Annotated in this window: 21 protein-coding genes and 1 tRNA gene; 13 read left to right on the plus strand and 9 right to left on the minus strand. The window is 70.3% G+C overall.

Going from position 1 to position 20,838, the window contains the following annotated elements:
• Nucleotides 1–55: 55 nt before the first annotated feature.
• The 6 genes from HB662_RS26935 (at nucleotide 56) to HB662_RS26960 (ending at nucleotide 4,810) form a co-directional block, all read left to right on the plus strand.
• Nucleotides 56–304 carry a helix-turn-helix transcriptional regulator gene (locus HB662_RS26935; protein WP_209443492.1) on the plus strand — a complete coding sequence of 83 codons (249 nt, stop codon included), beginning with the start codon at nucleotides 56–58 and terminating at the stop codon, nucleotides 302–304.
• Nucleotides 301–771: a hypothetical protein gene (locus HB662_RS26940; RefSeq protein WP_168054815.1), complete on the plus strand. Its 471-nt coding sequence runs from the start codon at nucleotides 301–303 to the stop codon at nucleotides 769–771. Before HB662_RS26935 ends, HB662_RS26940 begins: the two co-directional genes overlap by 4 nt.
• A 62-nt stretch (nucleotides 772–833) precedes the next feature.
• Nucleotides 834–1,193: a hypothetical protein gene (locus tag HB662_RS26945; protein ID WP_168054817.1), complete on the plus strand. Its 360-nt coding sequence runs from the start codon at nucleotides 834–836 to the stop codon at nucleotides 1,191–1,193.
• A complete protein-coding gene (locus tag HB662_RS26950) occupies nucleotides 1,193–2,233 on the plus strand; it encodes a DUF7146 domain-containing protein (RefSeq protein ID WP_245185933.1) in 1,041 nt (346 codons plus the stop codon). The genes HB662_RS26945 and HB662_RS26950 overlap by 1 nt, the downstream gene beginning before the upstream one ends.
• A gap of 143 nt (nucleotides 2,234–2,376) precedes the next feature.
• On the plus strand, nucleotides 2,377–4,107 hold the full coding sequence (locus HB662_RS26955; protein WP_245185948.1) for a DUF927 domain-containing protein: 1,731 nt from the start codon (nucleotides 2,377–2,379) through the stop codon (nucleotides 4,105–4,107).
• Between the two features lie 154 nt (nucleotides 4,108–4,261).
• The gene (locus tag HB662_RS26960) at nucleotides 4,262–4,810 is read left to right on the plus strand and encodes a terminase small subunit (protein ID WP_168054822.1); all 549 of its coding nucleotides are present in this window, start codon (nucleotides 4,262–4,264) and stop codon (nucleotides 4,808–4,810) included.
• 77 nt (nucleotides 4,811–4,887) lie between these two features.
• Here the strand turns inward: HB662_RS26960 and HB662_RS26965 are convergent.
• Nucleotides 4,888–4,962 (minus strand) — tRNA-Thr (locus HB662_RS26965).
• Between the two features lie 387 nt (nucleotides 4,963–5,349).
• Here HB662_RS26965 and HB662_RS26970 point away from each other — a divergent pair.
• From HB662_RS26970 to HB662_RS26985, 4 genes are all read left to right on the plus strand, one after another.
• Nucleotides 5,350–7,128, plus strand: a complete 1,779-nt coding sequence (locus HB662_RS26970; protein ID WP_168054824.1) for a hypothetical protein — start codon at nucleotides 5,350–5,352, stop codon at nucleotides 7,126–7,128.
• A complete protein-coding gene (locus HB662_RS26975) occupies nucleotides 7,125–7,658 on the plus strand; it encodes a hypothetical protein (protein ID WP_168054826.1) in 534 nt (177 codons plus the stop codon). Before HB662_RS26970 ends, HB662_RS26975 begins: the two co-directional genes overlap by 4 nt.
• A 78-nt stretch (nucleotides 7,659–7,736) precedes the next feature.
• A complete protein-coding gene (locus HB662_RS26980; RefSeq protein ID WP_168054828.1) occupies nucleotides 7,737–8,687 on the plus strand; it encodes an alpha/beta fold hydrolase in 951 nt (316 codons plus the stop codon).
• A gap of 78 nt (nucleotides 8,688–8,765) precedes the next feature.
• Nucleotides 8,766–9,746 carry a radical SAM protein gene (locus tag HB662_RS26985; protein ID WP_171970289.1) on the plus strand — a complete coding sequence of 327 codons (981 nt, stop codon included), beginning with the start codon at nucleotides 8,766–8,768 and terminating at the stop codon, nucleotides 9,744–9,746.
• Nucleotides 9,747–9,749: 3 nt separating this feature from the next.
• Here HB662_RS26985 and HB662_RS26990 read toward each other — a convergent pair whose 3' ends face one another.
• Both HB662_RS26990 and HB662_RS26995 read right to left on the minus strand, forming a co-directional pair.
• On the minus strand, nucleotides 9,750–10,766 hold the full coding sequence (locus tag HB662_RS26990; protein ID WP_168054830.1) for a GNAT family N-acetyltransferase: 1,017 nt from the start codon (nucleotides 10,764–10,766) through the stop codon (nucleotides 9,750–9,752).
• Between the two features lie 52 nt (nucleotides 10,767–10,818).
• A complete protein-coding gene (locus HB662_RS26995) occupies nucleotides 10,819–11,499 on the minus strand; it encodes a GNAT family N-acetyltransferase (protein ID WP_168054832.1) in 681 nt (226 codons plus the stop codon).
• 462 nt (nucleotides 11,500–11,961) lie between these two features.
• Here HB662_RS26995 and HB662_RS27000 point away from each other — a divergent pair, with 462 nt between their 5' ends.
• Complete coding sequence (locus tag HB662_RS27000; protein WP_168054834.1) at nucleotides 11,962–12,546, plus strand: cysteine dioxygenase family protein; 585 nt, start codon at nucleotides 11,962–11,964, stop codon at nucleotides 12,544–12,546.
• Between the two features lie 112 nt (nucleotides 12,547–12,658).
• Here the strand turns inward: HB662_RS27000 and HB662_RS27005 are convergent, their stop codons facing one another.
• From HB662_RS27005 to HB662_RS27020, 4 genes are all read right to left on the minus strand, one after another.
• Entirely contained in the window at nucleotides 12,659–13,543 is an 885-nt protein-coding gene (locus HB662_RS27005; protein ID WP_168054836.1) for a glycine betaine ABC transporter substrate-binding protein, read from the minus strand.
• On the minus strand, nucleotides 13,540–14,520 hold the full coding sequence (locus tag HB662_RS27010; RefSeq protein ID WP_168054839.1) for an ABC transporter permease: 981 nt from the start codon (nucleotides 14,518–14,520) through the stop codon (nucleotides 13,540–13,542). Before HB662_RS27010 ends, HB662_RS27005 begins: the two co-directional genes overlap by 4 nt.
• Before the next feature lie 13 nt (nucleotides 14,521–14,533).
• Nucleotides 14,534–15,808: a glycine betaine/L-proline ABC transporter ATP-binding protein ProV gene (gene proV, locus HB662_RS27015; RefSeq protein WP_456305491.1), complete on the minus strand. Its 1,275-nt coding sequence runs from the start codon at nucleotides 15,806–15,808 to the stop codon at nucleotides 14,534–14,536.
• A 549-nt stretch (nucleotides 15,809–16,357) separates the two neighbouring features.
• Nucleotides 16,358–16,852 (minus strand): MarR family winged helix-turn-helix transcriptional regulator, encoded by a 495-nt coding sequence (locus HB662_RS27020; protein WP_168054841.1) that lies wholly within the window; start codon nucleotides 16,850–16,852, stop codon nucleotides 16,358–16,360.
• 131 nt (nucleotides 16,853–16,983) lie between these two features.
• Here HB662_RS27020 and HB662_RS27025 point away from each other — a divergent pair, with 131 nt between their 5' ends.
• Nucleotides 16,984–17,964: a glycosyltransferase family 2 protein gene (locus HB662_RS27025; RefSeq protein ID WP_171970293.1), complete on the plus strand. Its 981-nt coding sequence runs from the start codon at nucleotides 16,984–16,986 to the stop codon at nucleotides 17,962–17,964.
• Here the strand turns inward: HB662_RS27025 and HB662_RS27030 are convergent.
• A complete protein-coding gene (locus HB662_RS27030) occupies nucleotides 17,943–19,532 on the minus strand; it encodes a DUF6311 domain-containing protein (RefSeq protein ID WP_168054845.1) in 1,590 nt (529 codons plus the stop codon). The genes HB662_RS27025 and HB662_RS27030 overlap by 22 nt on opposite strands.
• Before the next feature lie 105 nt (nucleotides 19,533–19,637).
• Complete coding sequence (locus tag HB662_RS27035) at nucleotides 19,638–19,832, minus strand: hypothetical protein (protein ID WP_168054847.1); 195 nt, start codon at nucleotides 19,830–19,832, stop codon at nucleotides 19,638–19,640.
• Nucleotides 19,833–20,091: 259 nt separating this feature from the next.
• Here HB662_RS27035 and HB662_RS27040 point away from each other — a divergent pair, with 259 nt between their 5' ends.
• Nucleotides 20,092–20,820, plus strand: coding sequence for a sugar transferase (locus HB662_RS27040; protein ID WP_209443493.1), 729 nt, complete (start codon nucleotides 20,092–20,094; stop codon nucleotides 20,818–20,820).
• The last annotated feature ends 18 nt before the right edge of the window (nucleotides 20,821–20,838 follow it).

Consider the following 20,838-nt stretch of genomic DNA (forward strand, 5'->3'; position numbering starts at 1 on the left):
CGCGCGGGCGATGCGGGCAGTTTCGCCGCCTGTCGCTTTGTGACCGGAAGGCCCTATGACCGATCGCGGAACCAACCACCTGACGTCTGCGCAGCTCGCGCAGCGCGAAGGCGTCGATATCAGAACCGTTCAGCGCTGGCGTCAGGATGGCAGCGGGCCATCCTACCTGCGCATGCCAGGCGGGCGCCTGGTCGTCTATCGCGAATCCGATGTGGTGGAGTGGGAAGCGGCCCGCCGCTTCCGGTCCACATCCGAGGAAACGGTGCGAGGCGGCAGCGCCGCGCCGCAGGCCGCCGCGCCATGATGCCCCCTCCCCACCTTCAACCCATCCTCGCCCTGCGCGCCCTCGGCTGCGACCTGCACCTGGTGGTGCATGGGCGGGCTGTGCCTCCGCATCGTGCCGGCCACCCGGCGCTTCTGGTACTGGGTGATGATCCCGAGGCTGCAGCCGGCGGCACGCGCGGCCCGGCGGCGTTCGATTGCGCCGATCTGCGCGCCTGGTTCGCCGCCATGCGGGTCGGGGCGCCGCTGGGGGTCTTCACCGGGGCGCCCGATGCCGGCGCCTACGCCGCCCTCTGCGCGGCCACGGCCGCTTCGCCCGCAGGCGGCATCATTGTCGAATGCGGCGCCACATCCTACCAGCCATGGGCAGATTTTGCCGCTGTGCATGCGCCCGATGCGCTGCGGCTGGATGTGGTCACCGCCAGCATCCGACGCGCCGCCATGCGGTGCGCGCTGGCGGCAGGACGCCAGCCGGTCTTCATGCGATGACGGTGCAGCGGATGCCGCCCAGCTTGCCACAGGGGCCGAACCCGCATGGGGCCACGCGCGCGATGATCGTTCGCCTGGGCGCCAGGCTGGCTAGCCTCGATTATGCGGAAAGGGACTCAGCGGCCCGCGTGCTGGCGGACGTACTGGCCGGGCACGGCCTCACCTGGGACGAGATCCTGCGCGACGCGCCAGGGCCCATACCGCGCCGCCAGGTGCCGCCCCGCGCGCGCTTCTGGTGGGAACTGATGCCGCCTCGGGGCGTCGCGCGGCATTGCCTGGTCTGGCCGGCCCTGTTCGGCGCATCGGAAACCGCCATCCTGGTGGACCTGGTGCGGACCCATGGCCGGCTGCGCACCGCAGATCGGGATTTCATCTTCCGCATGGCGCTGCGCGTCCCCGCGGTCTGGCCGGAGACGTGGTGATGGCGCGCGACGGCTTCGACGCGGCCGCGATCGCGGACATGCTGGCGCAGCGGGTCGAAGACCTGGCGCGCGATCTGCTGCCGAACGGCCGCCGGGACGGCGCCGAATGGCGGTGCGGATCGCTGGCGGGCGAGCGTGGCCAGTCGCTGGCGGTGCGAATCCACGGGGAACGGCGCGGCGTGTGGTGCGACTTCGCCAGCGGGCAACGCGGGGATGCGTTGGACCTGGTGGCCGCCTCCCGCTTCGGCGGTGACAAGCGGGAGGCGCTGCGCTGGGCGCGCGGGTGGCTCGGCCTCGGCGCCGGCAGCGTGGCACCGGCAATAATGCCGGCGGCGCCTGCCCCGAAGGATCGCCGGCCGGATGCCGAGGCGGAGGCGCGCCGCCGGGCAGCGCTGGCGCTGTTCCTAGCCGCGCAGCCTTCCATCGCCGGCACGCCGGTGGACCACTATTTGCGCGGGCGTGGCATCGCCCTGGCGGAGCTCGGGCGGCAGCCGCGGGCCCTGCGGTTCCATCCTGCCGTCTGGTGCGGGGAAGCAGGGCGCGACCTGCCCGCGATGCTCGCCGCCATCACGGATGGAGGGGGCGTTCATCTCTCGACGCATCGCACCTGGCTGGCGCGCGACGCCGCGGGGCACTGGCGGAAGGCTTCGCTGGAAACGGCGAAGCGCGCGCTGGGTGGCTTTGCGGGAGGGTTCATCCCGCTGCAACGTGGCGCATCCGCCAAGCCGATGCGCGAGGCGCCGGAGGGTGAGACGGTCGCGGCAGCGGAGGGGATTGAGACGGCCTTGAGCGTCGCGCTCGCGTGCCCGGATCTGCGCGTGATCGCCGCCGTATCCGTATCCAACTTCGCGCGGATCATCCTGCCGCCGCGGGTGCGCACATTGATCCTGTGCGCGGACAATGACGAAGGCGCGCAGGCACGGGATGCCGTCACGCGCGCCGTCGCGCAACATCAGGCCGAAGGACGCATCGTGCGGATCGCGCGCAGCCCCGTCGGGTCCGACTTCAACGACCTCCTGAACGCGGAACCTCAAGCATGACGGCGCCCGAACGCGACGATGATCCGAAGCCGGAGCGCAAGCCGCGGGAGGCGATTCGCCGCGCGGTGCGGGGCGCGCCATCGGCGACGCCGGCCGCGCCGCCGGAGCCGAAGGTGCCGGATCGCACCGATGGACGATTTGAGATGAACCGGGTCCGCGGCTTGTTCTGCAAGCGGGAGGAAAAGACGCCGCTTTGGCTCTCCGCGCCCTTCCGCGTGCTGGCCGAGACGCGGGATCCGGAAAGCCGTGCCTGGGGTCTGCTGCTGCATTTCCGCAACCGGGATGGGGTGGTGCATGAACTCGCCATCCCGAAGCGTCTGATCGCTGGCGAGGGTGGGGAAGTCCGGCAGCTCCTGGCAGACCATGGCCTTGACCTGGCCAGCAGTCAGGCCGCGCGGCAGGCCTTCATGGATTACCTGTGCAGCATCCAGACGCGGGAACGGGCGGTCAGCGTGCCGCGGATCGGATGGCACCGCGTCGCGGATCGGCTGGTGTTCGTGCTGCCGGATGGGGTGATCGGTGAGGCATCGGAGCGCGTCATCCTGCAATCGGCGGAGCCGCAGCCGCACGACTTCCGCAAAGGCGGATCGCTGGATGAGTGGAAGGCGAAGGTGGCTACGCTGTGCATCGGCAATTCGCGCCTGATGCTGGCCGCCAGCACCGCCCTGGCCGGCCCGCTGCTCGAGCTGCTGGGCGAAGAAGGAGGCGGTGTCCACTATGTCGGCAATTCATCGGTCGGTAAGAGCGCCGCCGGTCGCATTGCCGCCAGCGTGTGGGGCGGCGGGCCTCGGGAAGGCGCGAAGGATTTCTGGCGTTCCTGGAATGGCACCGCGAACGGGCAGGAAGGTGCGGCCGCGCTGCACAACGACGCCCTCATGATCCTGGATGAGATGAACCAGGCGCGGGCCCAGGAAGTTGGTGATGTGGTCTTCATGATTGCGAATGGCGCCGGCAAGCTGCGCGCGCAGCGCAGCGGCTTCATGCGCCAGCAAGCCCGGTTTCGGCTGCTCGTCTTCTCCACCGGAGAAGGCACCTTGGAAGCCAAGATGGCGGAGGCTGGCCAGCGCGTGATGGCCGGCCAGGAAGTGCGCCTCGTCCACGTGCCGGCCGATGCTGGGGCTGGGCATGGCCTCTTTGAGGATTTGCAGGGCTGCGCCGATGGCGGCGCCCTTGCGAAGCGCATTGAGGCAGCCACAAGGCATCACTACGGCGTCGCCGCGCGGGCCTTCCTCGTGTGGCTTACGGCGCAGATGGCGGTCGATGAGCTGGCCCTGCGGCGGCGCCTCGCTGGGCTGGTCGATGCGCTGTTTCAGCGGTTGGTGCCTGCGGGCGCCGATGGCCAGGTTCAGCGCATGGCGCGGCGCTTTGCCCTGATCGCCGCGGCGGGCGAACTGGCGGCCGAAGCGGGCATAGTGCCCTGGCCCGCCACCGATGCCGAATGCGCGGCGCGCCTCTGCCTCGAGGCGGCGCTATCGGAACGCGGCACGGTGGGGGCGCGGGAGGATGCGGCGGCGGTGCGTAAGCTCCGCGACTTCCTGATTTCGAACGGCCCTTCCCGGTTCGAGATTTGGGCCGATCGGAACAGCCGCCGGCAGGATTCGGAAGATCGCGGCCATGATGGGCAGGATGAACAGCCCGGCAGGCCGCAGGGGCGCAGCAAAGAGCCAGGCGAGGGCGGCGGATTGCCGCCAGGCATCTACAAGGTTCGCGATCGCCGCCTTGGCCTGGTGGTGCCGGTGGCGGCCATCGTCGGCAAGCCGCCCACCTATCGGCCGCGCCTGGACTTTGATGGCATCACCCGCGCCACCATAGACCGCGACTTCCCACGCCTGATGGCCAAGGCCATCGACAAGGCGCTGAAGGAGGCCACGTGACGCCGCGCAACATTGTGTCGCGCAACAAAATTACGCGGGTCCTTCCCAGGCCTTTCCTGGGACACGGGTAATTTGGACCCCGGTTAGAGGCAGAAATTTTAAGCTAAAACAATGGTCTAGGTTGTTATTGCTGTTGCTGTTTGGGGTGTGGATCATGATCCTGCTGAACAAGTCTGAGCTGGCTGCGAAGCTGGGCGTCTCGCTTTCCACGCTCTCCACCTGGCTTGAGAGATGGCCTGATTTCCCGGCGGTACGGCGCGGCGCCAACGGAACAGAGTGGCAGTTCAACGCTGATGCTGTTGCCGCCTTCCTCCGAGGCAAGCGCGATGCACGGGCTGCGGCAGATGCTGCAGCCTATGCCGAATCTGCCCCCCTGCTGGTTGGTGCCTTTGAAGATGAGGCAGCCCCGACCAGCGCTTCAGAGCGGCTTAAGCTGGCGCAGGTTCGCATCCTCGAAGATCGGTTGGCTCGTGAGCGCGGCTTCTACGTCGTGAAGGCGGACATGGTCGCGGTGCTGGCCGAGGCCCTGCCGGTGATCCAACGCAGCCTTCAGGCCATCCCGGCGGGACTGGTGCGGCGCCACAAACTGCCAGACCCGGTTGCAGCCGACCTTGAGGCGCTGATCGCTGCCGAGATCCACATGATGACACGCCGCCTGGCAGCGGCCGGCCTGATGCCAGCGGCGGAAGTTGATGAAGGATGAGTCCGCCGCGAGTCCGCACCATCAAAGGGTGATGAGTCCGCAAGGCTTCTGGCGCAGGCTAACCGGCTGAAAAGATGTGGTGCTGCTGGACAGGATTGAACTGTCGACCTCTCCCTTACCAAGGGAGTGCTCTACCACTGAGCTACAGCAGCGTACCGCCGGAAAAGCGTGCGGGTTCCTAGCGGTTCGCCCGGGGCACCGCAAGCCCCCGCGCGCGCATCCTCGTCACGGACCGTCGCTGCCCGCTGGGGTGCGCATCCGGGGCACAGGACACGGGGCACAGGACACGGGGCACAGGACCGGGGCACAGGAACAGCATCGTGATGCGGCTGGCGGGCAGATGAATTGCAAACACGGCCCATGCCGCGAGACTGGCTACCGCCGGGAGACTGGCCACTGCCGGGAAGCTGGCCAAACAGAACCCACACGGAGCCTTTAACCTTGAGTGTGACGTCCTGAAGCTCATCACGGAAATCCGGCCGCAGCCCCACCTGCTGCGGCACCGCGCCTGGTCCAGCGCCCGCGCCGGACTGCTGCGGATGGCTGACCAGCCTAGCATCATCGCGCTGCTGGGTGCGGCCGGAGTCGGCAAGACGACCATGCTCGGCGCGCTCGAGGCGGAGCTCCGGGCGCAGGGGCATGCGCCGCAGCGCGTCGAGTGCGGCGACCTGCTGGCCGCCCCCTTCCCGCCCCTGCTGCTGGTCGATGAAGCGGACCGCATCGAGGACGCCGTGCTGGCGACGCTGGCGAGGGAGAACTGCGTGGCGGTGCTGGCCGCACTTCCCGGCTTCGCCGCGCGGCTGGCGGAGCTGCCGCACCGCCTGGTGCGCCTGCACGGGCTGCAGGAGGAGGAGGTGCCGGGCTATGTCGCCGCACGCCTCGCCACGCTGGGGCTGCCGGCGGACCGCATCGCCTCTGCCGCCCTGTCGGCGCTGGGCGAAGCCTCGGCGGGCGTGCCGCGCCGGCTGAACGTGCTGATCGGCAGCAGCCTGTTCATGGCGGAGATGGACGGCGTGCCGCAGGCAACCCCGTCGCACGTGCAGGCCGCGGCGCAAATGCACGTGCTGCCGGAGCATGGGCCGGAGCATGGGCCGGAGCATGGGCCCGAGCCCGGGCCTGAGCCAGCGCATGCCGCATCGCCCGACCCGTTGCCTGGGCCGGCGCTGGCGGAGCCCGGCCCGCAGCCCGGCCAGGTGCTGATGCTGCCGCCGGAAGCCGCGGCACCCGACATGCCGCCACCGCGCCGCCGCATGGGCTGGATCGCCTTCGGTCTTGCCGGGCTGGCCGCCGCCGCTGGAGGCCTGGCGCTGTTCACCCTCGTGGAGCGGCCATCGCCCCCTCCCCCCACGACCTCCGGGTCAGCGTCTGGCCCCGCCACGGAACCCGCCGCCGAAATCCGGATCGCCGGGCCGGACGCGGTGATGCCGGTCGGTGCCCGGCCCGACGCGACCCTGTCCAACGCGACCCTGTCCGACGCCGCCATATCCGACGCCGCCATGCCGGCCCAGGTCGCATCGTCCGGATCCCTGCCCGCCACAGCCTTATCCGGCGCAGCCTTGCCCGGCACGGATATGCCGGCCGCGGACCCGCCCGGGGCAGCCATGCCGGCCGAGCCGGAGGCCACACGCGCCTTCCCACCCCTGCCGCAACGCCCCGCCTCGCGCATCGTGCTGACCTATCCTCGCGGCGATGCCGCAGCCGCCGGGCGTGGCGCGGAGCTGGCCCAGCGGCTGCGCCAGGGCGGCGCCACCGTCGCCGCGCCCTTCCCGGTCTCGGCCGGCGCGGAGGCGGATGCGCTGCGGTACTTCTTCATCGAGGATCGGGAAGCGGCCCAGGCCATTGCCGCCGCGGCCGGGCGGGCGCCGACGGAATTGCGACTTGGCGAGGTTCCGGACGGCGCCCCGCTGCCCCGGCCCGGCACGCTGGAATGGGCGGTCTCGGCCGCGCCAACCGCCGCGGCGCGGGATGGCGAGCCGGCGCCGCCGCCGGCAGCAACCGACCTCGCCCGCCCCGCGGCCAGCCAGCCGCCGGATGGCACGGTGGTGGAGGCCTCGGCATGGCCGGCGCCGGTCGAGCTCGCCTGGACCGGAACGGAGCAAGGCGAAGCCCGCTGCTGCTTCGTCGAGATCCTCGGGCTCGCAGCGGACGCCACCTGGCAGGAGGTCTTCGCCGGCAATGCCGAAGCAGCCGGCCGCCACCGGCTGCGACTGGCGGAGCCGATGGACTACGCCTGGCGCGTGCTGCGCCTGTCCCGCGAAGGCCCGCGCTACGTCGCCGGCCCATGGTCGCACTTCACCCTGCGGCAGGCTGCGCCATGAGGCGCCCGGCATGGCTGGCCCTGGCCCTGGCCGCGGTCCTGGCCGGCTGCGCGGCGCCGCCGGCGGCTTTCCGCCCGGCACCGTCCCAATCCGCACAGTCTCGGCCCGCCGCGCCCCGGCCTCCGCCGCCGCTGCATGATGTCGCGGCCGCATGGTCGTTCAGCGTCACCCAGGATTCCTGCACCGCCCGCATCGTGCATCCCGACGCCACGCTCACCGTCGCCGCGGGGCCGCAGGCACAGGTCGATTTCGTCGCGCTGGGAACAGAGGCGGCGCCGCGCATCCTGCGCCTGGCCTTCCGTGGGCCGGAGGGTGCCTGGTGGCGCACCATGCATGCCCGCGGGGCGGAGGGCGCGGGGGTGACGCAGCCGCTATCCGCGGCGACCGAGCGGCGGGTCCGGGCGCTGCTGGCTGGCGGCACGCTGACCTACTCCCGCCCCCGCGACGAGCCGCTGCGGGTGACGCTGCCGGATGCCGGCGTCTCCGGCCGTGACTGGTTCGGCTGCCTCGGCCGCCTGGAGCGGGAGTGACGGCGGGAATTCAGCAGGCGGACCATCGACAGTCGCGGGCGCATCCGCATCTATCTGCACAATGCATCCCGCCCCGCCATGCGCGCCCTGTTGCTGATCGCCGGCCTGGTGGCGGCCGGCCTGCTGCTGGCCGCGCTGTGGCTCCACGCACCGGACCGGCCGCGTGCGGTGCTGGAGGCGCGCCATGCCGCCGCGCCCTCCGCCTTCATGGAACTGGACGGGCTGCGGCTGCATCTGCGCGATACCGGGCCCCGCTCCGCCCCCCTTTCCGGCCCGGACGATGCGCCGGCGCTGATCCTGCTGCACGGCTTCGCCAGCAGCCTGCATACCTGGGAGGATGTGGCCGCCCTGCTGGAGGACCGGCTGCGGGTGATCCGGCTGGACCTGCCGGGCTTCGGCCTGACCGGCCCCGACCCCTCGGGCGACTATTCCGACGCGCGGGCCATCCGCCTGATCGCGGCGCTGATGGACCGGCTGGGCGTGCGGCAGGCGCATCTGCTCGGCAGTTCGATGGGCGGGCGGATCGCCTGGCGCTTCGCCGCGGCGGAATCAGGGCGCGTGGCGAAGCTGGTGCTGATGGCGCCCGATGGCTTTGCCAGCCCCGGCCAGGGCTACGGCACCGCGGCGCGGGTGCCGCTGCTGATGCGGGTGCTGCCCTACACCCTGCCGGACCGCCTGCTGCGCGCCAGCCTGGAACCCGCCTATGGCGACCCATCCGCGCTGACGACCGAACGCTTCGCGCGCTACCGCGACATGCTGCTGGCCCCCGGCGTTCGCCAGGCCATACTGGACCGCATGGCCGGCCATATGCTGCCGCCGCCGGAGCCGTTGCTGGCCAGCATCCAGGCACCCGTGCTGCTGCTATGGGGGGAACGGGACGCCATGGTCCCCGCCAGCCACGCCGCAGACTACCAGCGCGTGCTGGCCGACAGCCGCCTTGTCGTCCTGCCCGGGCTCGGCCATGTGCCGATGGAGGAAGCGCCCGAAGCCGTGGCCGCCGCATTGCGCCGCTTCCTGCTGGCCGAATAGCGCCAGCCGCCGTAACCACCCGCCTCGGGCCGGCGAAGCTGCGCTGAGGCACTGCCGCACAGCCGGAAGGATTGCGATTTGTCCACACTCAGCCTGACCGTGCCGCGCCCGCTCTCCGCCGAGAAGTTCCGCGACCCGCTCATCACCGCCAAGGGCGAGCGTCGCGCCGTGGTGGCGCCTTCCGGCCTGGATACGCTGTGGGTGAACACCGGCACGCTGTGCAACATCACCTGTCGCGCCTGCTACATCGAGAGCAGCCCGCGCAACGACGCGCTGGTCTACATCTCCGCCGCCGAGGTCGCCGGCTACCTGGACGAGGCGGCTGCCAGCGCCATGCCGCTGCGGGAAGTGGGCTTCACCGGCGGCGAGCCCTTCATGAACCCGCATCTGCTGCCGATGCTGGAGGATGTGCTGACCCGCCCCGGCGAATTGGCCGCTCTGGTGCTGACCAACGCCATGAAGCCGATGCGCCGCCACGCGCCGAAGCTGCTGGCGCTGCGCGACCGGCTGGGCCCGGACAGGCTGCGGGACCGCCTGACGCTGCGCGTGAGCCTGGACCACCACAGCGCCGCGCATCATGATTTCGAGCGCGGCGCGGGCAGCTTCGCGGCCACGCTGGAGGGCCTCGGCTGGCTGGCGCGCGCAGGGTTCCGCGTGCACGTCGCCGGCCGCGCCAGCTTCGGCGGAGAGGATGAGGCCGCTATGCGCGCCGGCTTCGCCCGCCTGTTCGCCGAGCACGGCATCCCGATCGACGCCGGCGACCCCGTCGCGCTGATGCTGTTTCCCGAAATGGACGCGACGGTGGATGTGCCAGAGATCACCGAGGCGTGCTGGGGCATCCTGAAGAAGCACCCGGACCAGATGATGTGCGCCTCCTCCCGCATGGTGGTGAAGCGGCGCGGCGCGGCGCGGCCGGCGGTGGTGGCCTGCACCCTGCTGCCCTACGACCCGCAATTCGAGCTCGGCGCTACCCTGGCGGAGGCGGCGCGGCCGGTGCCGCTGAACCACCCGCATTGCGCGAAGTTCTGCGTGCTCGGCGGGGCGGCCTGTTCGCGGTAGCGCTCAGCCCGTCGCGCCCGCATACCGGAACTCCACGATGCTGGTGGGGTGGTCGGCGACGCGGCATTGCTCGCGGGACCGGGTGAGCTTTGCATCCTCCGTCACGATGCCCATGATGAAATGGCCCTGCGGGTGCTGCGCGTAGGCGTGGCGCAACATCTCCAGCATCAGGTACCAGGACGCGCCTTCGTTATCCGCGCGGGATGCGCCTTCCAGGTAGCAGGTACTGCCGCCGAAGCGGATGCCGGAGAACATGCCGAGCGTCCGCCCCCCGGCCTCCACCGAGGCGATAAAACCGTAGCGTCGCCAGATCTCGGCGCGGGCGGCGGCGCGCAGCCATTCGTGCGGCAGGCGGAAGCGCAGCCGTTTGCGGCGGCACACGGCGTTGCGAAGCCAGGTCAGCTTCGGCACCTGGCCCTGCATCGCCGGCCCCTCATGCAGCTTCACCACCAGGTCCGGATACGCCTGGGCGGCCTTGCGGGCATTGCGGCGGGCATTGGTGCTGACGGCGCGCAGATAGGCATCCCACCCCGCATAGGCGCCGAAATCGACGGCCTGCACCGCCATCGGCTGCACATGCTCGATGCTGATGCCCGGAAGGTCCCGGAGCAGGGCCTCGCGGCGCGGCTGCAGGCTCCAGGTCGATCCGTAGCGATAGGTGCCGGGGCCGAGTGCGCGCAGCACCGCCGCCATGGCCGCCGGCCACTCCGCCGCGTGATCGGGCAGCAATTGCAGGCTGTCGAGGAAGCGGCGGCGCCCGCCGAGGGCGACGGCGCATTGCCCGATCCGCGCCTCGCCGCCCGCATCCTGCCGCACCAGTTCGAAGACGCGCACCGTGCGCAGCAGCCGCCAGGCGCGGATATGGGCCAGCGCGCAATGGTAGGAGGCGCCGCAACGCGCGGCGAAGCCATCCCACTCGGCCGCGGACAGCGCCTGCAGCGGCACGGGGCGGGCGATGATGCACGGCGCCGGGGTGTCCTGCACGGCCGGCGGGCGGGTGAGCAACGGGGTCTCGATCATCCGGATCATCCTCGGGCGGCGCGCCGCGGTGGGCAGCCAGGTGGAACCGGGCTCAGGACACGCCGAGCGCCCGGAAGCGCCGCCGACGGATCAGGTTGAACAGGAAACGGCTTTCCGCCCGTTCCAGATAGGGCGCGAAGCCGGAGCGCTTGCAGCCCTTGAGGGAGGCGATGTTGTCCTTCTCCACGAAGGTGATGACGTAGCGGCAGCCGAGGGTCGCGGCGCGTTCCGCGATCAGCGCCATGGCGGCGGACATGATGCCGTTGCCGCGATAGGCGACGGGCGTGTAGGCGTTTTCCAGCAGCGCCTCATCCGCCCGCAGCACCGGGAAGATGCCGGGCGGGAAGAAGGCCTGGATGCGGGCGTTCTGCTGCGGGCCCATCAGCCATTGGAAGTAGCAGGGCGCGCCATTGCGCTCATCCTCCGCCACGTAGCAGGTGGGGATGGCGGCTTCGAGATGTGCGCGGCGGGTCAGCATCTCCACCCGTTCCTTGCGGCTCATCCCGGATTCGATGCCGTCGAACAGGGCGGGCAGGTCCTTGTCCTGCATTTCGCGGATGCGGATGGGGATCTTGGCCTGGGGCGGGACCAGCGGGATTTCGAGGTCGCGTCGCAGGCCGTAGGCGACGCGCTGTTCATAGAGCAGGCCGAGGGCGCGCCGTGCGAAATCGCCGTAGCGCCGTTCTGCCAGCAGTTCCAGCGCGACATTCACCGCATTGGGCGCCATTTTCATCACTGGGATCCCCCTTCTGGCGGCTGCGTCCTGGCGGACCGTGCCAGGGCCTGCGGCGCCGCCCGGATGCGCGGGGGGCGGAGGGGCTGGCTGGGGTGGTGCCGGGCACTGCCGTGCGCCGCGCAGGCTGCGCGCCGCGGTGGCGCGGGGTCAAAGGCGCTTTGGGATTAGTCTGGAGGGGGGGTTCCAGTGGGGCATGGCAGTCGGTCCCTGGGGGACCTCCCTGGGGGACCACCCTGCACTTTTGTCGCGCTGCGCCATCAGGATGCCCGATGGGACAAGTGACGGGCCCGGTGCGCATGCGTTACGATCCTGCTGCGGCTGCCTGCACGTTCCGGTATCGCTCAGGCCCGCCGTTCCTGGAGCGGGACAGGTCCGACGCAGGCTGGCCCAGCCCATCGGTCGGCGGTTGACCGGATAAGCTTCCCGGACGGCGAAGCGCAGCGCAGGAGGATTTCGACGATGTCCGCGACAACCGGGACCGCCCGTCTTCGCCACTTCATCACAGCGATGACACGCCTCGTCGGCGAAGCGGAGTCGGACGAGGCGCGGATTCTCGCCGAGGGCAAGCCGCTGCTGGCGGAGCTGGTCGCAACGGATGACTGGCTGCCGGAAGCCTTCGCCCAGCCGCATCCCGTCCATTACAGGCAATATCTGCTGCACTGCGACCCGCTGGAGCGCTTCTCGGTCGTCAGCTTCGTGTGGGGACCGGGCCAGAGGACGCCGATCCATGACCACACGGTCTGGGGCCTGATCGGCGTACTGCGCGGGGCCGAGGAGGCCGAGATGTTCGCGCCGGACCGCGTGCCGCACGCGGAGGGGCATGAGCGCCTCGACACCGGCATGGTGGCCGCCGTTTCGCCCCGCATCGGCGATATCCACCGCGTCCGCAACGCCTTCGAAGACCACGTCTCCATCAGCATCCATGTCTACGGCGCGAATATCGGCGCCGTCTCGCGCCACGTCTTCGACACGACGACCGGTGCGCCGAAAGGCTTCGTCAGCGGCTACGCCAACGACACGCTGCCGAACCCCTGGCGTGACTGAGGCTTGCGGGCGCCGGAGGTAGCGGCCTCCACGGCCGCGGGCCGGAAACCGCGGTGCAGGCGCCCAACGCGCTCGGCCCGCAGCCCCGAAGGGCTGCGGGCCGGCAGCTGCGTCAGCTCCGTGCGAACCACCCGTCCACCGCCCGCTGATGCTCCTCGATGTACTTCGCCACCGCGGTCTCATAGCTGTCTTCCTGCGCGACCAGCATGGCGCTCTGCAGGTCGTCGAGCGGCATGTTCAGGCGGGACAGGAAGGCGGCAACCTCGGGGCGATCCTTGCCCAGGTCCTTGCGGCCGAGCGCAATCACTTCCTCCTCTCCGCCCAGCGCACCCTTCGGGTCGGCCAGGTAGCGCAGGTCGTACTTGCCGAACATCCAATGCGGGCTCCACGCGGTGGCAACCACCCAGCGGTCGCCACGCATCGCGCGGTCCACGGTGGTCAGCATGGCGGCCTCGCTGGATTCCTGCAGCGTGTAGTCCAGGCCATAGGCCTCGACGGCCTCCTTCGACAGGCGGGTCAGCCCGGCGCCGGGCTCGATGCCCTGGATACGGCCCGAGAGCTTGCTGCGGACTTCCGGCTTCGCGAGGTCGGCGATGGAGGACACCTCGGATTCCGGCACGTATTTCGGCACCACCCAGCCAAGGCGCGCGCCGCTGTAGAGCGTGCCGAGACGCTCCACGCTGTTCTCGACGCGCTTCCAGTAGTCGGCGTGGGTCTTCGGCAGCCACGACATCAGCATCGCATCCACGTCACCGCGGGACAGCCCCTGGTACAGCGGGGCAACGTCCACCTGGATCAGCTGTACCGGCGTGGACAGCCGGTCCTCGATCAGCTTCGCCGCCAGCTTGGTGATGAACTCGGCGTCGGCCCAGGCACTGTAGCCCAGCTTGATGGCGCCGCCGGACCGGGCACGTGCCGGGCTGGTCGTTGCGCCGGCCGTTGCGGTGGCGGCGAGACCGGCGGACAGGCCGAGGAGTTGGCGCTTGTTGAGAATCATATCGTTTCCTTTGATTGAGAAAGAACCTGGGACCGGGGCAGCACCAGGGAGGCAGCGGGCGCCGCCGGTTGCGCGATGGGGGCCTGCGCGCCGGTGGATTCCACCGCGGCGCCTGCTCGGCCGGCGAAAAGTCGGCGCAGGCTGAGCCCGGCACGGGGCTGGCCGAAGCTCTGGGTGATGCGGTCGAGAAGGACCGCGAGCACCACGACGGCCAGGCCACCCTCGAACCCCGTGCCGACATCCAGTCGCTGGATGCCGGTCAGCACCGTGTTGCCAAGGCCGCCCGCACCGATCATCGAGGCGATGACGACCATCGACAGCGAAAGCATGATGGTCTGGTTGATCCCCGCCATGATGGAAGGCAGCGCATTCGGGATCTGCACCTTCATCAGCAACTGCCCCGGCGTGCAGCCGAAGGCCAGGCCAGCCTCGATGAACTCCGCATGCACCTGCCGGATGCCCAGGTTGGTCAGGCGCACCACCGGGGGCATCGAGAAGATGACCGTGGCGATGGTGCCCGGCACCGCGCCCAGGCCGAAGAACATGGCGGCCGGAATCAGGTAGACGAAGGCCGGCATGGTCTGCATCAGGTCGAGCGCCGGCCGGGCCAGCATCTGCACGGTCGCGTTCCGCGCCATGGCGATGCCGAGCGGAATGCCGATCAGGATCGCGATGAAGGTCGCCGCCAGCACCAGCGAAAGCGTCTCCAGCATGCGGCCCCACAGCCCCATGCCGCTGATCAACACCAGGGCGGCGACGGCGAAGATGGCGAATTTCCAGCTCACCCGCCAAAGCGCGAGCAGGGCGATCAGGGCGATCACCACCACCGCCGGCAGCAGGTTCAGCCCGGCCTGGATGCTGTCGGTGACGAAGCCGATGACGGAGGCGATGCCGTCCAGCGCCGGGGTGAAATTGTCGAGGATGTAGTTGACGGCGGCGTCCGCGGCGTCGCCGATCCCGAGATCGATATTTTCCATGATGATCTCCTGCTCAGTTTCCGGAGCGGTCGAGCGTCATGAGCAACGCCGATTTGCTGATCGACCCGATGTAGCGCTGGTCTTCATCCACCACCGGCAAGGGGAACGGACTCAAAGCAACGCGCCCCAACACCTCCGACAGCGGCTCCGTCGCCGCGATCGGCTCGACCTCGGGCAGGAAGGCACGTGTGTTCAGGTCGCGATCCCCGCTCTCCGCAGCCCGGGTCAGGGATTCGACGCTGACCATGCCGTGGTACTTCTTGTTCGCCCCGACAACGATGGCGATGTTGCGGTCGTGGCGATGCATGCGCGCCAGTGCCGCAGGCACCGAAACCCCCTTGCGCTCGATCACCGTCACCTGCGTCTCGCGGGCGATGTCGCCTGCACGGAACACCTGGCTGACATCGACATTGCGGAAGAAGGACCGGACGTAGTCGTTCGCCGGGTTCGTCACGATCTCATCGGGGGTGCCGACCTGCACCACCACGCCGTGCTGCATGATGGCGATCCGGTCGCCGATGCGCATGGCCTCGTCCAGATCGTGGCTGACGAAGATGACGGTGCGGCTCTGCTCGGATTGCAGGCGCAGGAGTTCATCCTGCATCTCGGCCCGGATCAGCGGATCCAGCGCCGAGAACGCCTCGTCCATCAGCAGCACGGTGGGCTCGCTCGCCAGGGCGCGGGCGAGGCCGACGCGCTGCTTCATGCCGCCCGAGAGCTCGTCCGTGCGGCTGTTCGCATAGGCCGCGAGGCCGACACCCTCCAGCGCCACTAATGCCTTTCGGCGGCGCTCGGCTTCCGGCACGCCGGCCACTTCAAGGCCGAACGCCGCATTGTCCAGCACCGTCCGGTTGGGCAGCAGGGCGAAGGACTGGAACACCATGCTCATGTCGCGGCGGCGAAGCTCGATCAACTCCGCCTTGGACATCTTCGTCACGTCCTGGCCATCGAACAGGATCTCGCCCGTGGTGGGCTCGATCAGCCGGTTGATGAGACGCAGCAATGTGGACTTGCCGGAGCCGGACAGGCCCATGATGACGAAGATCTCGCCGGCGCGAATGTCGAAGGTGGCGTTGTTCACGCCAACTGTGCAGCCGGTCTTCGCGTGGATCGCATCCTTCGCACAGCCTTCATGGACCATGCGAACGGCTTCCTCGGGGTGGTCCCCGAAGACCTTGAAGACGCTCCGGAGGGCGATCTTCACCTGGGGCTGGGCCGTCTGATCGGCCGTATCGATATGTTCGATGGTACCCCGGGACATAATTGAAGCGGCCGGATTGCCGAGCATCAGGATCTCGCTGTCGGTGGCATAGGCCGGGCACTTCCGCCTTGCGGAGAGACCCATTGCCGGTGGGAGGGACGGAGCGGCAGCGGCGCGATGAGATCGCAGTGCTGCTGAGCAGAAGCTCGACCCAAAAAAGGCCACAATCGTGTCAGCGGCCCGATAACGGTGTCTACAGATAATCCAGCGAGCGCTGAATGTCCACCCCTATGAGACAGAAGTGGATCATTCGCCGATCCGCCCGCCGCTCCGGCGCAGTCCAGACTAGTAATTCAACGGCGCGGATGGGCTTTATTTCCCGAACAACATGCCCTTCTGGTCGAACGAGTGACCGGACATCATTCCTGCGAGCCAAATTTCCGGCCGCCGGGTGCCGGTCTGGGTTCTGAAGCGCGACCAGTGAATTCGGATGCTTTGCGGGGTCGCATCAGGGCGTACTGGTCAAGACCCGGAAAAGACGCCTGGGCGCAGGCCGGGGAAGGGCAACCAGGGATTCGCGGAGGCGGAATCCGGAGCCAGATGGCCAGAAAATCGAGATTGCTTCACGGCGGCAGCCTATTCCGGTGGCGTCTGCCGTCGCGCCTCCGCCTGCAGCAGCCGGATCGCCTCCTCCAGCACCGCCAGCGTCTCCGCCGGCAGCGCCGCCCGGAACGCGGCGTCGCGCGCGCGGGCGGCCTGCATCAACCCGTCCTGCAGGCGCGCGCCCTCCGCCGAAAGGCGCAGCGCCACCTCCCGCGCATCCTGCGTGCCGGTCGCCCGTTCCACCAGGCCGCGCGCCACCAGCGCCTTCACGGCGCGGCTGGCCTGCGCCTTGTCCAGCCCGGATTCGCGCGCCAGGTCGCGCAGGGTCAGCGGCGCGAAGCCGCCGAGCAGGGCCAGGATGCGCCATTCCATCAGGCTCACGCCGAATTCCAGGCGGTAGCGCCGCGCCGCTCCACGGCTCAGCGCATTGGCCAGCCGATGGATCCGGTAGGACAGCAGGTCCCGGATGGTCGCGGGTTCCGGCCCCGGGGGCAGTCCGGATGGCGGCGGCGGCGGAGGATGGGGCATCGCGCGCAGGATCATGATGGCCGTTGACCGCGTCAACAGTTCCAGGCCCCGGTGAATCCGCCCCGAATTCGCCGCAGGGAGGCGGCAGGATGCGCGCCATGTCCACGCAGTTCGCCACCCGCCTGCCCCCCCTGCCCCCTGGCGCCACCGCGCGCCCGGCGCTGTCCGTCGTCGTGCCCGCCTATAACGAGGAGGAGGTGCTGCCCGCCTTCCACGCCAGGCTGGTCCCGGTGATGGAGGGCATCGGCCTGCCGTGGGAGGTGGTCTATGTGAATGACGGCTCCCGCGACGGCACGCTCGGCGTGATGCTCGGCCTGCGGGCGGCGGATGCGCGCGTGTCGCTGGTCAATCTCAGCCGCAATTTCGGCAAGGAGATCGCGCTCACCGCGGGGCTGGACCATGCGGCGGCGGACCAGGCGGTGGTGGTGATCGACGCCGATCTGCAGGACCCGCCGGAGGTGATCCCGGACCTCGTCGCCGCCTGGCGCCAGGGCTTCGATGTCGCCTATGCGCGAAGGCGGGCACGGGAAGGCGAGACCTGGCTGAAGAAGACCACCGCCGCCGGCTTCTACCGCGTGATGCAGCGCATCGGCGGCAAGGTGGACCTGCCCGCCGATACCGGCGATTTCCGGCTGATGAGCCGCCGCGCGCTGGATGCGCTGCTGGCGCTGCGCGAACAGCACCGCTTCATGAAGGGGCTGTTCGCCTGGGTCGGCTTCCCCTCCATCCCCGTGCTGTACGACCGCGCACCGCGGGCGGCCGGCGAGTCGAAATGGAATTACTGGCGGCTGTGGAACCTGTCGCTGGAAGGCATCACCGCCTTCACCGTCGGGCCGCTGAAGGTCGCCACCTATCTGGGCCTGCTGACGGCGTTGGCGGCGCTGATCTATGGCGTGGTGCTCATCATCCGCACCATCCTGTTCGGCAACCCGGTGGCCGGCTACCCCAGCCTGATGGCGGTGGTGCTGTTCCTCGGCGGCGTGCAGCTGATGACGCTCGGCATCATCGGCGAGTATCTCGGCCGCATCTTCAACGAGACCAAGCGCCGGCCGCTGTACATCGTCGAGCGCCACATCCCGAGCGAGACGGATCAGCGACAGCCGATGAGCTGACCATTCGGCGCCGGCCCCATCGGGCGGCAGCGCGTGGCACCCTCCGACACCAGCGGCAGCAGCGTGTCCTGCACCGCGGGCAGGATCAGGCGCAGCTCGCCGGGGGCCAGCGGCGCGGCGGCCTGCGCCGGGTCCTGGCAGCGCGGCGGTTCGCGCCAGCGGGCGACATACATGGTGCTGGCCGGCACCGCGCGCTCAGCGGCCAGGGCCAGCACTTCCAGGGTCAGCGCGTGGCTGCCGGCGGCATCAGGCGGCAGCACGCAGTTCCAGCTCGGCAGCAGGGTCAGCGACCCGGCGGTGGCGAATTCGGCGCGCAGGGCCGGCGCATCGATGCTCCAGCCCGGGCGGGCCTGCGCCCATTCCGCGATGGCGGCGCGCAGCGGCGTGGCGTCGGCGAATTGCAGCAGCCCGGCGGCCAGGCACAGCACCGGCCGCACGCGGGCCAGCAGCACCATTCCCGCCAGCAGCAGCGCATAGGCCACCGGCCAGAAGAAGCGCCCGGAAGCGCGGAACTGCTCCAGCATCGCCGGCGGCGGGCCGAGGTCGAGCGCGATGCGCGGCCCGAAACCCACCTGGAAGGACGCCGCCAGCGCCGTCAGCCCCAGCAGCACCAGCGCCAGCCCGGCATGGCGGCCGAGCCTGCGCCAGGCGAAGCGCGGCCGCAGCAGCAAGCCGACCAGCAGCGCCGCCAGCAGGCCGAAACCGAGCCAGTTGTAACCCTCCCACCCGCCATGCCCGGTGGCATCGAGCTGCGGCGACCACGGCCAGCCGGAAAACAGCGACCCGGCGGGCCAGAAGGGCGAAAGCAGGTTCAGCGCGAAACGCCCATAGCCGCCATCGCCCTGCGCGCCGAGATAGCCAAAGCCCGCCATCACGCCAGCCACCGCGGCCAGGCAGGCGGCGACCGCCAGGGCCGGGCCGATGAAGGCCTCCCCGCGCAGCAGCCGCGTGGCCGGCACGGCGCCGAGCAGCGCCAGGGTCATCGCCGCGAGGTAGGGGTGCACCAGCAGCGCCGCCACCTGCAGCAGCCCCGCCGCCAGCCACAGCGCCACGCCCGGCCGCGTCACCAGCCGCAGGTAGATGCCGAGGCCGAGCAGCAGGAGAAAATGCCCGCACAGCGCCGCATGGCCGAAGCGGCCGATCCAGGCGGGCATCGAGGCCGCCGCCAGCGCGATGCCGAGCGCCGGCAGCAGCCGCGTCTCCCCGGCGCTGCGCAGCGCGAAGACGGCAGCGACCGGCTGCGCGACCCATGCCAGGCCGTAGAACAGGCCGACGCCGTGGAATCCCTCCGGCAACCAGCCCCGCATCAGCTTCAGCAGCAGCGCCAGCAGCGGGATGGAATCGGCGAAGGCGGTGTTCAGCCCGCCATCCTGGGTGTTGAGGTTCAGCGCCACGGTCGGCGGCCAGCGCCACGCATCGGCGATCAGGTAGCGCTGCGCCACCATGTGCTGCGCCGCATCACCTGCTGGGCGCCAGGATTGCCCGGCACCCGGGAACAGCACATCCAGCGGAAACACCCACAGCGCCAGCCCGATGCCGAGCGCGAGCGCCGCGAGGTAGGACAGCAAGGCGGTCTGGCGATCGGTCAGCGGGGCGGCCCTTGGCGGAGGCCGCGTCGTCTACAGCAAGATCGCCCTGGCGGAAATCAGTGCCGCAAGGCGGGCCGTTCCGGCTCAGGCCAGCAGCCCCAGCGCGCCCCAGGCGATGGCGCCCCAGAAGATGGCGGAAAGTCCCACCGCCCAGATCAGGCCGCGCGCCGGGCTGCCGCGCCGCGGGGCGGGCGGTGCCCAGGCCTGCCTGGGCGGGTACGATCTGTCTGCCGCCTCGGGACGACGAGGCGGTGCTTTGCGGCGCGCCGGGTTGTCCATGCCGAATTATGGCACAACCAGGGCGCGAATGGGCCGCGAAACGCGGCAGAAGGGTGATAATTTCGTGGTTTCGCAGGGGGTTTGACCGCCGCCACAATCCCGCCGCAAGCGCGTCGCAAACCCGCCCGGCCCCGCGACTATTCCGCTCTGCAAGGGAATGGACCCTGACCTGATCCGCCACCGGCCAGCCGGGGAAGATCGGCCAGGGGCCCGGTCCCATCACACAGACGCGGCCCCCGCCGCATCACGAGGACCCTCCATGCCTGGCCTGGAAGTCGTCCATGCACTGGTTCGAGAGCCGGAAACCCGCGGCTCGATCTTTGCCTATGCCCCTTCGGCGATGGAGCCGCAGGCGCCCATCTTCGCCGTCGCCCCCGCCCAGGCCTTCGCCAAGCGGGCGCTGGACATCATGGGCGCGGCCGCGCTGCTGCTGGTCTGCCTGCCCGTCTTCCTGGTGATCGCCGCGCTGGTGAAGCTGGATGGCGGCGCCGCCTTCTACGCGCATGAGCGGGTGGGCCGGGGTGGCCGCCTGTTCGGCTGCCTCAAGTTCCGCTCCATGGTGGCGGATGCCGATCGCCGCCTGGCCGCGCTGCTGGACCGCGACCCGCAGGCCCGCGCGGAGTGGGAGGCGACGCGCAAGCTGAAGGCCGACCCGCGCGTGACCGCCATCGGCCGCTTCCTGCGCGCCACCTCGCTGGATGAGCTGCCGCAGATCATCAACGTGCTGAAGGGCGAGATGAGCTTGGTCGGCCCTCGCCCGGTGCAGGCCGCGGAGCTGGCGGTGTATTACGGCCCGGCCTCGGCGCATTACATGACCGTCCGCCCCGGCATCACCGGCCCCTGGCAGGTCAGCGGCCGCAACGACACCTCCTACGCCCAGCGCGTGGCGCTGGATGTCGCCTATGCCCGGCACCCCTCCGTGCTGAATGACCTCCGCATCCTGCTCCGCACGCCGATGGCGGTGCTGGCGCGGCGCGGCGCCTACTGACCGGCGGCCACCCGGCTT

Source organism: Falsiroseomonas frigidaquae (assembly GCF_012163145.1).
In the GTDB taxonomy this organism is placed as follows: domain Bacteria; phylum Pseudomonadota; class Alphaproteobacteria; order Acetobacterales; family Acetobacteraceae; genus Falsiroseomonas; species Falsiroseomonas frigidaquae.